This is a genomic window from Winogradskyella sp. SYSU M77433 (assembly GCF_029911945.1).
In the GTDB taxonomy this organism is placed as follows: domain Bacteria; phylum Bacteroidota; class Bacteroidia; order Flavobacteriales; family Flavobacteriaceae; genus Winogradskyella.
Map to the genome: position 1 here is coordinate 122,690 of NZ_JARYTG010000002.1, position 13,126 is coordinate 135,815.

Here is a 13,126-nt window from a genome sequence, read left to right on the forward strand (position 1 = left end):
GATGACAGAAGCACTCGTAATCGTTTTTGTAAAGAATATAAAATTAGGTAAAGTAAAAACCCGATTAGCCAAAACCATTGGAGATCATGGTGCCTTTGAAGTTTATAAAGAACTAGTAAAGATTACCAAAAATGCTACAGAAACTCTAGGTTATGATAAACACATCTATTTTTCAGATACTGTTATAGATAACAAATGGAAAAATGATTTTAAAACAACTCAAAAAGGTGAAGATTTAGGCGAACGCATGCTCAATGCTTTTAAAAATGGTTTTGAAGCTGGATATAAAAAAATCGTTTTGATTGGTTCAGATTTACCAGAAATCAATGCAGATCATATTAAAATAGGCATAGAAACTTTAGATAATAATGAGGTTGTTTTCGGTCCGGCTGAAGATGGTGGGTATTATTTGGTGGGTATGTCTAGTTTGATTGAAGACATTTTCCTTAACAAGCCATGGAGCCAACCTTCACTTTTAAAGACAACGTTACAAGAGTTACACAATCTTAATATTTCAGTTGGTATTTTAGACGTTTTGAACGATATTGATACTTACGAAGACTTAATAGCTTCAGACTTTTATAAAAACAACAAAAAACTACAAGAAAAAATTCAACAACTCAATGATTAAATTTATAGAAGAGAGTACAGAATATTTAAAACATAAGGGGTTTGATAAACCCGAAGTCGGTATTATTTTAGGAACTGGCTTAGGACAACTCATCAATGAGATAGAAATAGAAGCTGAGGCGAGCTATAACCACATACCTAATTTCCCAACGGCAACCGTAGAGTTTCACAAAGGCAAGCTTATTTATGGCACCCTTAGCGGAAAAAAAGTCGTAGTAATGCAAGGCCGTTTTCATATTTATGAAGGTTACACGTTTCAGGATGTCACTTTTCCTGTGAGAATAATGGAAAAACTAGGTATTAAAACACTCTTAGTTTCTAATGCTGCTGGTGCTGTTAATCTAGATTTCAAAAAAGGCGAATTAATGCTTATTGATGATCATATTAATCTACAAGGAGGTTCACCTTTGGCGTTTAAGGGAGTTTCTGAATTAGGAGAGCGTTTTGCAGATATGAGTGCTCCTTATGATGCAGAAATTATTTCAAAATTTGAAAATATAGCTTCAGAACACAACATTACATTACACAAAGGTGTGTATGCTTCGGTTGTTGGGCCTCAACTTGAAACACGTGCCGAATACAGAATGCTAAAAATTATTGGAGCAGATGCCGTTGGAATGAGTACTGTACCAGAAATTATTGTAGCTAATCATCTCAACCTAAAAGCTGCTGCCGTTTCGGTATTAACAGACGAATGTGACCCTGACAACTTAGAACCTGTGAATATTTCGGACATCATTGCGATGGCAAACAAAGCAGAACCTGATATGATTACGTTATTTAAGGAATTAATTAAAACACTTTAATAAATAAGTTAACAGTCCTTAGTAAGCAGTTTCCAGTCTTACTTTTACTGTTTTCTGATGACTTTTTACCGCAGACTAAAATATGAGTTACCTAGAAACCACAAAAGACATATATAAAGAAGCAGCATTAACACCAGATGTTGGGCTATGTTGTACAACAAATCCTATTTGGGAGTTACCTGGTTTGAAGATTCCAAGGATTATGCAAGAGATGAACTACGGTTGTGGCTCAACGGTGCATGCCCGTGATTTAACCAACAATCCAAAAACACTTTATGTTGGTGTTGGTGGTGGCATGGAGCTACTTCAGTTTGCTTATTTCAGCAGACAAAAAGGAGGAGTTATTGGTGTGGATGTTGTAGATGAAATGTTAGAGGCTTCTCGTAAAAATTTCAAAATTGCAGAAGAGCAAAATGATTGGTTTAAATCAGAATTTGTTGATCTTAAAAAAGGTGATGCAATGCATCTTCCGGTTGAAGATAATAGCATTGATGTCGCAGCTCAAAATTGTTTGTTCAATATCTTTAAAGCTGACGATTTAAAGAAAGCCATTGCAGAAATGTATCGTGTGTTAAAACCTCATGGACGTTTAGTTATGAGTGATCCTACTTGCGAGCAGCCTATGAACGATGACTTACGAAACGACGAACGCTTAAGAGCACTTTGCTTAAGTGGCAGTTTACCAATTGCTGACTATGTAAAAACTCTAACAGATGCTGGATTTGGAACTATTGAAATTAGAGCACGTAAACCCTACCGAATTTTAGATCCGAAGCATTACCCAACAGATGAATTAATCTACATAGAATCTATTGAAGTAGCAGCCATAAAAGATCCTATGCCTGCTGACGGACCTTGTATTTTTACAGGAAAAGCAGCCATTTATTACGGAGAAGATGATTATTTTGATGATAAAGCAGGACATGTATTATTAAAAAATCAGCCTTTAGCTGTTTGCGACAAAACTGCTGGTGCACTTGCTGGTTTGGGTAGAGATGATATTTTTATTAGTGAATCTACCTTTCATTATGATGGTGGAGGTTGTTGTTAGAAACCAACTTTTATTCGACAATTAAATGTTGACATTTTGGAAAAGTATTTAGACATTATTAAAAATTCGTATTCTGGATATTGGAACTATCTAAAATTTGAACTCATAGATATTAATCATTGGGATAATTATTTCTATGGTTTAATTGCAATTTCATTACTAGTTTGGATACTGGAATTGATTTTCCCTTGGCGAAAAAACCAACCTATTTTTAGAAAAGACTTTTGGTTAGACACTTTCTATATGTTCTTCAATTTCTTTTTGCTGAACTTAATTGTTTTCATCGCGCTTTCTAATACTGTATCCGAATTTTTTAATGATATTCTGGCCACAATAGGCTTATCTGTTAAAGATTTTGAACTCTTTGATGTTGACAATCTACCGAAATGGCTGGGCTTATTTATCTTCTTTTTAGTGGCTGATTTTGTACAATGGAATACACATCGCTTGTTACACCGCGTAGATTGGCTTTGGAATTTCCACAAAGTGCATCATAGTGTAAAACAAATGGGATTTGCTGCCCACCTACGTTACCATTGGATGGAACCTGTGATGTATAAATCTTTACTTTATATTCCAATCGCTATCATTGGCGGTTTTGATGCTCAAGATGTGGCTATCGTTCATTTTTTTAATATTACAATTGGTCACTTAAACCATGCTAACTTAGGTTGGGATTATGGTATACTAAAATATATTTTTAACAATCCTAAAATGCATATTTGGCATCATGCCAAAGAACTTCCTAAACATGCTAGGTATGGTGTAAACTACGGAATTACTTTAAGCCTTTGGGATTACATCTTTAAAACCGATTATATTCCATATAGTGGTAGAGATATTGAACTAGGTTTTGAAGGTGATGAAAATTTTCCAAAGGATTTTGTGAGTCAGGAATTGTATCCTGCTTTTCATAAAAAGAACAACACCTAACGCACTAGGATTGTTAATTACAACTTTACTCGATTTCTAATGTCTTGTAACGTATCATTTATCAACAGCTTACCACCTTTAAAGACTTCCTTAAGTTCACCTTGCTGTTCTTCTTCCCAAGATACTTGATCTTTCATGATGTAGCGACCTTCAGTTTTTTCAATTTTAATTAAGCCTTTAGCAGATTTTTTGGTACCGTCATCTGTTATAGGATCTTTGTAAATTTCTCTTCCAACTCCATTAACTTCACCGTAAGTTGCTTTCATGGCAAAACCAAACGTATCTCTGGTGTTATATTGATACGTAAATGAACCAATACCCAACACCACGTTAGTAGACGCAAAACCCTTTTGTTTTAGACGTTCACAAATATCCTTGGCTCTTTCTAGAGTGATACTATCTCCGTAAATAGCTCCAATATGACTATCTAATTCTTTGTACCCTTTCTGGTTGGTTTTACCACCAAAAATTTCCCAAAGTAGTTGAATAACTCCTTTCTGTTCAGCTTCTGTTTTTCCGTTTGGATTACCACAAATGATATCAGCTGGATCTCCAGAGTCTGGTCTGATGACGACTTTTCCTTCTCGACTTAGGACTTCATTCTTTAGATTTGGAAGATACTCTGTCAAGACTTTCCATAAATCCCAAGTATCTGAAACTATCGACACAATACCGTTAGGATAAATATCTGTAATTAAACGCTTGAAGGTTTCTTCCTCACCTTCATTGGTTCCCATACACATAACAGAATGTTCTGTTGCTGCAACAGATCCACCAATTAATTCTGTATCGGAATTCGCATTGTAATAGTCTTCAAAAAAATCAATTGATGGAATTGTGTCCGTTCCCGTAAAACTCAATAAATGTCCTGCTGAAGATATGATAGCAGCTTCCAAACCTCCCATACCTCGCATTGAAAAGTCATGACCTTGCCAATCTACAAATTCTGGTATTGTTGACGTTTCTTCTGCATAGGTATCTAAAATTTTACGATACTGTTTTGCGATAGTAGCCGAGTTACATGGCAACCAAAGTGTTGTAGATAATAAAGTTTCAAAATAATTAGTTAGCCAAAAAAACTCTGGTTTTGTATTGTACATGGTAAGCATTGGTACTCGAATTGGTACAGAAACACCTTCTGGCAATGCTTTTACAACCATAGGTAAATATCCTAAGTCGTGTAGGTCCTCGATATGTTTTATACCTACTTTATTTTCGTCTAAATAATTATTGATACGTCTTTGATATTTCTGACAAACTATATCTTTTGGTTGACTGAAAAAATCTTTAGTAAACGCTTCAATCATATATTTTTTGATGAAGTATTGCAACCCAAAAAATACGACCTCTTCTATTCCTTCTATTCTACTTTTGCGAGGTGTCCAATTAGAATACACTAAAGTTGTTTGCTCTGGATATTGTCTGCGATGGTCTACTTTATAACCGTCTGTGAATAATAATGGGTTCATAATATATTAATTTGCGTAATTATTACACAAATATAAAATGAATTATACTAGAAAACAATTATTTTGTGTAAAAAATACACAAAATTAAAATTTAACTTGCTCGAGCTTTTGAAATAGAGGTATATCATACTTCTCGCAAAGAGTTTCTACATACCTATATTGATAAAAATCGTACGGACAAATTACTACAAGTTTACCTGATTTTGAGTATAACCCTAGTTCAACCAAAGAGATTGGTGATTTTGCTTCTGATAAAAAATTTAATAAAATTTTATCCGCCAGTTCTAAAGCATCTAACTCCCAATTGATATGCTGCTTCATTTCTTTATCTTTTAAAAGATTATGATCTGGTCTTGTTGGATCAAAAAAATGAATGAATTCATTTGAGTTTTTGCACAAACTTTCTCTCCAAGGATTTGACTCTTTAAAGTCAATACTTCCCGCTAAAAAGTAATATGAATTTTCTTTTTCTTTTGACGGTAAGGGACTGAAAGCTGTATAAACCATTATTTAAGAAATTAACAAATCTCGTACCTCCATTAAAGCAAACCCCAATAAGTTATCTCCTCTCCAAAGATTTGGATTCTGTGCTTTCTCATCATTTTTAGCCAATCCTATTCCCCAAATACGATCGACTGGACTTGCCTCTACTAAAACTCTATTTGAAGTTGTAAGTAGATACTCTTTTAATTTTTTATTTTGAGAAAACTTATGATAATTACCTTGCTTTACGAACTCATACTTAAACTTTTCCCAAAGTTCATTATCAAAATTGGCTACTTTTCTTCCTAACATTTTAGCTTCATGTGGATTATTTGATAGTAGAATCTCTTTTAATGTTTTTTCGTCCTCAAATAATCTCGCTTTCTCAGCCATCATATAATGTTCTGCTGTTTTATATGTTATATCAGAAACATTGAAGTCGGATTCCCACCATTGACTAAAACAACTACTTATAATTGAGCCATCTTTACTAGGTTGGTGTCCCCAGAAAAACAAAAACTTTAAATTCTCACCTGAGTTATACCTTTGAATTGTATTTTCTCTTGTGTACTTCATTTCTATAATCGTCGTTTAAAATTGATTATTCGGTTTTTATAAGATATGTTGTTTCTACCTGTTTCCTCAGGATAAAAAGTCATTACCTCATCACTCTGAAAGACTTCCTTTGTATCAATATTTATAGCTGACAATTTCCCTGTAAATGCTGCACCTGTATCTACATTCCAAACGTTTATGGCATTCATAGGTTGATTTTCTTTAAAGTTTATTGTTGGTGTATGACCTATATAAATTTCGTTGTAATGCTTTAATCTATTTGGATATAAGACGGAATCTTTATGAATACGTTTATCCATGGTTAAAGCCATTTCCCAAAGTGTACGATCATAATAAAAAGTCTCTTGATTAACTTCTTTTAAAACGCCATGCATAGAGGTAAAACCAGCATGAAGAAAGAGTCTGTTTTCTTCATCGATATGAAACATTTTCATGGTTTCGAAAAAATTGAGATGTTCTAATTTTTCGTCTTCAGTAAAGTTCTTATAGCTTTCCATGGTTTCTTTTCCGCCATGCAAATACCAAACCTGATTTACATCTCCAGTTCTTAACCATTGTTCTGCCCAAGCATCATGATTACCTTTAATAAAAATACAATCATAGGAATTAGAAAACTCAATTAAATACTGAATAACCTGAGCAGATTCGCTCCAACCATCGACATAATCTCCTAAAAAAATAAATGAATCCTTATCGGAATAGTCTAAACGCTCTAACAATTGTTGTAAGGCTTTTAAGCCTCCGTGTATGTCGCCTATAGCAAATGTTGATGTATTTAATGATGCCATATTAAACTATTCTCATTTAATTTTATTTGAAATCTTTGTGCGTCCCCAAACTCTTTGAAATCTCTTTTTTTACCTAAAACAACTTCTTCATATGCCAAAAACATTTGTTCTGCAGCAATATGATAAGGCATTCTGCCACAACCTGTACATAGTCCTGGAATACTAACAGAATTAATATCATCGTGGTTTTTGCACGCGATTAAAATTGCTTTCATAGCCAAATACGCATTGATTGATGTCGCAATATTAAAGTTCATAGGAACTCTCATAGTTGGTGCAGATATTAAATATGGAATTTCAGAATTTCCAGTTTCTAGCACCATAGATGTACCAACCAGCAATTCGCCAAGATCAGAATTTTTAATTTTCTCTTGTAGCTTCTCTTGTATATGCCAACCAAAATGTTCGGATAGCACATAATCTAAGCTACCATCCATAAAGCCAAATGAATTAGCTGGACTTACAATAGCATCAGATTTTACCTTTGTAATATCTTCATTTATTATATAAACATTGTCTATTCCTGAAAATGCCTTTTCCCAAGCTTCTCCTAAGAAATTATCTATGTAAACTAATTTTATTTCCATAATCATTTCTCTAACTTATACATAATATCTGTTCTTAACACATACTTTGTTCCTGATATTATTTCTTTTCCTTCGTGTCGCAAAGGATGATGAAACACTAATGCCATTCCTGTTTTTGGTTTTATGGTGATTATTTTTCTGAATTCTGTTTCACCACCTTCATAATCATCATTCAAATAAATTAAAAATGACAAAATACTAAATTCGGTTTCATTACGCTCATAGCTACCATCTCTATGCATTTTGAAACGTTGGCCTGCATTATATCTATAAATTCTAAACATTTCATTAAGACCAATAGCTTCACTAGAGCCTATTTTACTCGGTACAAATGGTTCTATTTTTGACCATAAGGTTTCTGCTAAGTTTTCATCAAAAAACAATAGTCTGTCATTATTACGAACTCCTTTTAGCATTACTTGAGTACCTCCCATATTTACTTTAGCCTCTTCGAAACTTTGTAACTCAGATTTTTCTATATAATCTGAACATTCTTTTAACGTTAGAAAGTCTTCAATTATAAATATTTGTGCATCTAATTGTATTTTATTCATCTTAATCAAAAATTATAAATTTAACAAGAACACCTAAAGCATCCCCTACCGCTAAACCAAATAATGCTGAGTGTATTTTTGTTTTCATTGTAATCTTAAATTTTTATTCAACACTTCATCATTAAATACAAGAGGATACTCCTCTGGAATCATTAATTGATCCAATTGCTTATTTAAAACAAATTGGTATTGCTCTTTTACAAAAGGTGTGATGTCTTCTATTTCTAAAATATCATCTTTTGCATAGTTTACAGCTTCCTTTCCTCTTATGCCAATTTGGATCGCTCGACGTTCTAGTTTGGCTCCATAGGGATTGTGATCTGGATCCCATTGTAAGCGAATCGATGAACTCTTTACCTTTTTTTGCCATTCTTCTCTAGACACATACAAATCAGATTGATAACTCGAATAAACCGCTTGCTTGAGATAGCGCTCAAAGGCTTCTCGTTTTAAGTGAATAGCTAAAACGACTTCTTGCCCAACTTTTGTTGCCCAGCCGTTACGGTACACCATCCAAAGAAAATTTGGTTTAATCCAAGTCATTCTATCCTGGCTAAAAGCCCCGCCAAAATATTGGTTTTGCACCGCAAAATCACCTATTTCTGGTCTGTATGATTGGTATACAATAATCTTCTGATTATCATATTGCGCCATGATATGATGACCTTGTTGTGGCCACTTTTCTATTTGTTTGTTATATAATTTTATTTTAAGTTTCATTTTAATTTTTCTTTATAAAGCTGATAGTTTTCATCATCAAAACACACAAAAATCACTTCTTCAATTGTTTCTCTTTTATAATTTAAGACCGACTTAATCGCAATGTCTGCTGCAACTGATTTTGGAAACCTATAAATCCCTGTACTTATGTTTGGAAAAGCTATTGTCTTTAATTCATTAGTTTCTGCAAGTTTTAAACTATTAATATAACAATCTGCCAAAAGCTGTTTTTCCTTTTCAAGACGATTGCCTCCATTGTATACAGGACCTACAGTATGAATTACTTTTTTAGCTTGTAAATTTCCAGCAGTAGTAATTACAGCTTCACCTGTTTTACATTTACCTTGACGATTTCTAATATCTCGACATTCTTCTAATATCATTGTTCCTCCAGCACGATGAATAGCTCCATCCACTCCACCACCACCTAACAAGGAAGAGTTAGCCGCATTGACTACTGCATCTACTTTTATTTTAGTGATATCTCCTTTGATAAGACTAATTTTCATTTTATCAATTCCTTTAATCTTATTTGTTCTACACCTTCATCTATTGTTTTAAAACTATCGGCAGTAAAAATCTTTGTGAAATATTGATTAAGTTCCTCAAGACCTTTACTAAAAATACCATGACTTACAGCTAAATACAAATTGCCAGCATTATGCTTTTTCAGTTCTTTAGCCAAGCCGATAAAAGTGCCACCTCCATCACATATATCATCTACAATTAAACAATCTTTGCCTTGTAGATCATCTTCATAAACTCTAAAACCTTCCAATTGTCCGTTTTTGACATTTCGCTTTTTTGAACATTCTATTACTGATATTCCTCCTAAAAATTCAGATACTTTATAAATCTTTTTTAACGCTCCTCCATCTGGTGAGATTAACAAAATATCCTTGTCCAAATTAGACACGACTTTCTGGATAAAGGAATGGTTAGTAATTACCTCACAGTTATTTAGAACGGCTGGCGTAACTTCAGAATGTGGATCATAAATTGTAATTTTATTTAAATTCAATTGGTTTAATAAATCAGCATAAACTTTTACCGATAACGGTTCTCCTTTTACCATAACTCGATCTTGCCTTGCTGCCGGAAAATAAGGTATGAATACATTTAGTTTTTCAACACCATACCGTCTTAATGCATCTACACATAAGAGTAACAATCCAAAATCATTAAAGGATTGAATTCTTGTTGTGATGGTAACTTCTGCTTGATTAGAAACGTCAGTTAAAATCTTAATATGAGGCTCACCTCCAGAAAAGGTAAAAACCTCAAATTGAATATTATTTTCTGGTTGAAAAGGCTGAAATTGAGTATCTAAATTTAAATACATTTTGTGTTATTTTTACACAAATTTAGATTAAATTTATTCAGTTACAAAATTATTTGTGTTTTTTTTACACAAACTTAATTTCGAAATGGAAACCTTCTTTTAAAAGTGCGTTGTATTTCTTTTGATTAAATTTGAAAAGTTTAGCTGGTCTACCACTTCCCTTTTGGCTTATTTTATCTGTTTCTTCTAGAATATCGAAGCTTAAGATTTTCTTTCTGAAGTTACGTCTATCAATGTCTTTTTCTAAAATGGAAGTATATAAATGTTCAAGATCTGAAAACGGAAATTCTTTGTTTAACAAATCAAACCCAATAGGTTGATAGGTTAGCTTAGCTTTTAGACGCTCTTTAGCCATCTCTAAAATTTTCTTGTGGTCGAATGCTAATTTTGGTAATTTATCTAAGGTGAACCATTGTGCTTCAACAGCATCTGTACTAGCCTCAATTTTAAAATGATGTGGTTTTACCAAAGCAAAATAGCTTACGGCTACTACTCGATTTCTAGGGTCTCGTTTAGGCTCACCAAAAGTGTACAGCTGTTCCAAATAATCAATGGTGACACCTGTTTCTTCCTTGAGCTCTCTTTTAACTGCTGCTTCCAAAGACTCCTCTTCTAAAACCAATCCTCCTGGTAAAGCCCAAGTATCTTTAAAGGGTTCTACTCCTCTTTTAATCAATAAAACGGATAAGGATTTTTTGGATTCGTAACCAAAAACCACTGCATCTACTGCAATTTTTATATTTTGTATGAGTGCCATTTTTGTGTAGTTAATACACAAAAATACTAATTCTTATAATATTCTCTCAGAACTTCTTCTACAGGTTTATTCTGCGGTGTAAACATAGGATTGTCATGTCCACCAACTTCGTCGTGCATAATAAACCATTTCCAGACAAAACCACCTGCAAACCAATCCTCGTGCCAAAAAGTATCAAATAAGGCTTTTGTGGTATTTACTTGTGCTTCAAGATTTACATCTCTCATGGTATGATCTGACACCCAAGGTTGTCTACCAGAATAATCTACACTTCTATAACCATATTCTGTAAACAAAATTGGTCGGTCTTGTTGCTTAGAAAGTTTTTCAATAATGGGTTTATGAGACTTCCAGCCTTCTAAACAATCTTCATAGCTTGGTGTTTTTTTATCGCTAAGTGGAAAATAAGCGTCAATACCTATATAATCTAGTTGGTCCCAAAACGGTGTTTTAGCAAACTCATTCCAATTGGCAGCATAGGTTAGTTTTCCTTTATAGACTGTCTTAATTTTTTCAATGAGTTGAGACCAATACTCTGGTCTAAATTTCACAAATAACTCTAATTCGGTTCCAATACAGAAAATTTCAGCATTCACCTTTTCTGCCATATCTGCATATTCTAAAATGAAGCTTGAGTAAGCATCCTCTAAAGCTTTCCAATCTTCTTCGGTTGTCATCATAATCTCACCAGTAAATTCGCCTCCCCAAACCCAAATCTGAGGTTTAATCATTACCTTAATGTCTGCTTTTCGTAATTCAGAAATGTATTGCTCTGCTCCTGCTCTGGTTTCACCAAACCATTGTCTGTCTGTGTTGTGAATAATTTCTGGGTGTTCAAGATTTTTAATAAACCCAAACGGCATAATAGCAGCATAATTCGCATTCACTTTGACTACTGGTTCTACATGTGAGCTATCCACAACTTCCCTTGCTGCCACAAAACTTACACCGTTTATTTTCTCACTTTTGGGTGAGGTCATACTACAACTACAACACAAAAGCAATATAGAAATCCTAAGAACAAATCGCATAAGTCTTATTTTATCTATAAATTTAAACAAACTTGAAAAAAGGATTAAGGTTTTAACAAAACCTTCGACTTAAAGCCTAACTAAAACCAAAATATGGAGCACGTTGTTATTATTGGTAACGGGATTTCGGGAGTTACCTTAGCACGACATATTAGAAAATTATCGGATAAAAAAATCACAATCATTTCTGCTGAAAGTGATTATTTTTTTTCGCGCACTGCGCTAATGTATGTCTACATGGGACACATGAAGTTTGAGCACACGCAACCTTACGAAAATTGGTTTTGGAAGAAAAATAATATCGACTTAAAAAAAGGTTACGTCAACAGTATTGATACTGATAATAAAACGCTTCATTTTGCAGAAGGCGACCAAATGAGTTATGACAAATTAGTGATCGCAACAGGTAGTAAACCTAACAAATTTGGTTGGCCAGGTGAAGACCTAAAAGGCGTGCAAGGCTTATACAGCAAACAAGATTTAGAAAACCTTGAAATCTATGCACCGAACAACAAAGTCTGTAAACGCGCCGTCATTGTTGGTGGCGGATTGATTGGTATTGAATTGGCAGAAATGTTTAATTCTAGAAATATTCCGGTAACATTTTTGGTACGAGAAAGTAGTTTTTGGAATAGCGTTTTACCAGAAGGCGAAAGCCAAATGATAAATAGACACATTAAAAATCATCATATCGATTTAAGACTTTCAACTAATTTGAAAGAAATCATTTCTGATGACAACGGAAAAGTAAAATCTGTTGTAATTGAAGATACTGGTGAAGAAATTCCTTGTGATTTTGTAGGCTTAACTGCAGGTGTTTCGCCTAATATTTCATTTTTAAAAGAAAGTAAAATTGAAACCAATAAAGGTGTTTTGGTAAATCATTTTTTAGAAACCAACATTAAAGATGTGTATGCAATTGGTGATTGTGCCGAACAGCGTGAAGCGATCGGTAATCGCAGACCAATTGAAGCGGTTTGGTATACAGGTCGCATGATGGGCGAAACTTTAGCGCAAACCATTTGTGGCAATAAAACGGAATACAAACCAGGACATTGGTTTAACAGCGCAAAATTTTTAGATATCGAATATCAAACTTACGGTTGGGTTCATGGCAAAAAAGACAAACCAGAATACGAAGCTCATTTTCATTGGAAACATCAAGACGACACCAAATGTATGACTATAGCTTATCACAGAGACACAAATCAATTTTTAGGCATCAATACCTTTGGTATTAGACTACGTCACGACGTTTTTGATAAATGGCTCACCGAAAAACGTGATCTAGACTATGTGATTAATCATTTGGAAGCAGCCAATTTTGATCCAGAATTCTACAAGCGATTTGAAAACGAGATAAAAGCAAGCTATAATAACATCTTACAAACTAACTAAC

16 protein-coding genes are annotated in these 13,126 nt (G+C 33.7%); 5 read left to right on the forward strand and 11 right to left on the reverse strand.

Annotated features, from left to right (window positions below; all coding sequences use genetic code 11):
* The first annotated feature begins 1 nt into the window (after nucleotide 1).
* The 4 genes from QGM60_RS03810 (at nucleotide 2) to QGM60_RS03825 (ending at nucleotide 3,420) form a co-directional block, all read left to right on the forward strand.
* Nucleotides 2-631 (forward strand): TIGR04282 family arsenosugar biosynthesis glycosyltransferase, encoded by a 630-nt coding sequence (locus tag QGM60_RS03810; protein WP_281138928.1) that lies wholly within the window; start codon nucleotides 2-4, stop codon nucleotides 629-631.
* Nucleotides 624-1,436 (forward strand): purine-nucleoside phosphorylase, encoded by an 813-nt coding sequence (locus QGM60_RS03815; RefSeq protein ID WP_281138929.1) that lies wholly within the window; start codon nucleotides 624-626, stop codon nucleotides 1,434-1,436. The genes QGM60_RS03810 and QGM60_RS03815 overlap by 8 nt, the downstream gene beginning before the upstream one ends.
* 82 nt (nucleotides 1,437-1,518) lie before the next feature.
* Entirely contained in the window at nucleotides 1,519-2,487 is a 969-nt protein-coding gene (gene arsM / locus QGM60_RS03820) for an arsenosugar biosynthesis arsenite methyltransferase ArsM (RefSeq protein WP_281138930.1), read from the forward strand.
* Between the two features lie 36 nt (nucleotides 2,488-2,523).
* Entirely contained in the window at nucleotides 2,524-3,420 is an 897-nt protein-coding gene (locus QGM60_RS03825) for a sterol desaturase family protein (protein WP_281138931.1), read from the forward strand.
* 17 nt (nucleotides 3,421-3,437) lie between these two features.
* On the opposite strand, the gene QGM60_RS03830 is transcribed toward QGM60_RS03825, so the two are convergent.
* The 11 genes from QGM60_RS03830 to QGM60_RS03880 all read right to left on the reverse strand — a co-directional run bounded on the left by QGM60_RS03830 (nucleotide 3,438) and on the right by QGM60_RS03880 (nucleotide 11,676).
* On the reverse strand, nucleotides 3,438-4,889 hold the full coding sequence (locus QGM60_RS03830) for a nicotinate phosphoribosyltransferase (RefSeq protein WP_281138932.1): 1,452 nt from the start codon (nucleotides 4,887-4,889) through the stop codon (nucleotides 3,438-3,440).
* An 84-nt stretch (nucleotides 4,890-4,973) separates the two neighbouring features.
* Complete coding sequence (locus tag QGM60_RS03835; RefSeq protein ID WP_281138933.1) at nucleotides 4,974-5,396, reverse strand: nucleoside 2-deoxyribosyltransferase domain-containing protein; 423 nt, start codon at nucleotides 5,394-5,396, stop codon at nucleotides 4,974-4,976.
* A gap of 3 nt (nucleotides 5,397-5,399) precedes the next feature.
* Nucleotides 5,400-5,948, reverse strand: coding sequence for an NADAR family protein (locus QGM60_RS03840; RefSeq protein WP_281138934.1), 549 nt, complete (start codon nucleotides 5,946-5,948; stop codon nucleotides 5,400-5,402).
* Between the two features lie 2 nt (nucleotides 5,949-5,950).
* Nucleotides 5,951-6,736, reverse strand: coding sequence for a metallophosphoesterase family protein (locus QGM60_RS03845; protein WP_281138935.1), 786 nt, complete (start codon nucleotides 6,734-6,736; stop codon nucleotides 5,951-5,953).
* Complete coding sequence (locus QGM60_RS03850; RefSeq protein ID WP_281138936.1) at nucleotides 6,724-7,323, reverse strand: macro domain-containing protein; 600 nt, start codon at nucleotides 7,321-7,323, stop codon at nucleotides 6,724-6,726. Before QGM60_RS03850 ends, QGM60_RS03845 begins: the two co-directional genes overlap by 13 nt.
* A 2-nt stretch (nucleotides 7,324-7,325) precedes the next feature.
* A complete protein-coding gene (locus QGM60_RS03855; protein WP_281138937.1) occupies nucleotides 7,326-7,877 on the reverse strand; it encodes a 2OG-Fe(II) oxygenase in 552 nt (183 codons plus the stop codon).
* 84 nt (nucleotides 7,878-7,961) lie between these two features.
* Nucleotides 7,962-8,597: a DUF4291 domain-containing protein gene (locus tag QGM60_RS03860; RefSeq protein ID WP_281138938.1), complete on the reverse strand. Its 636-nt coding sequence runs from the start codon at nucleotides 8,595-8,597 to the stop codon at nucleotides 7,962-7,964.
* Complete coding sequence (locus QGM60_RS03865; protein WP_281138939.1) at nucleotides 8,594-9,106, reverse strand: O-acetyl-ADP-ribose deacetylase; 513 nt, start codon at nucleotides 9,104-9,106, stop codon at nucleotides 8,594-8,596. Before QGM60_RS03865 ends, QGM60_RS03860 begins: the two co-directional genes overlap by 4 nt.
* Nucleotides 9,103-9,939, reverse strand: a complete 837-nt coding sequence (prs, locus tag QGM60_RS03870) for a ribose-phosphate diphosphokinase (RefSeq protein ID WP_281138940.1) — start codon at nucleotides 9,937-9,939, stop codon at nucleotides 9,103-9,105. The genes QGM60_RS03865 and prs overlap by 4 nt, the downstream gene beginning before the upstream one ends.
* Before the next feature lie 64 nt (nucleotides 9,940-10,003).
* Nucleotides 10,004-10,696: an NUDIX domain-containing protein gene (locus tag QGM60_RS03875; protein ID WP_281138941.1), complete on the reverse strand. Its 693-nt coding sequence runs from the start codon at nucleotides 10,694-10,696 to the stop codon at nucleotides 10,004-10,006.
* Nucleotides 10,697-10,722: 26 nt separating this feature from the next.
* Nucleotides 10,723-11,676, reverse strand: coding sequence for a glycoside hydrolase (locus QGM60_RS03880; protein ID WP_281138942.1), 954 nt, complete (start codon nucleotides 11,674-11,676; stop codon nucleotides 10,723-10,725).
* 144 nt (nucleotides 11,677-11,820) lie between these two features.
* Between QGM60_RS03880 and QGM60_RS03885 the strand changes: the two genes are divergently transcribed.
* A complete protein-coding gene (locus tag QGM60_RS03885; protein ID WP_281138943.1) occupies nucleotides 11,821-13,125 on the forward strand; it encodes an FAD/NAD(P)-binding oxidoreductase in 1,305 nt (434 codons plus the stop codon).
* Nucleotide 13,126: the final 1 nt, after the last annotated feature.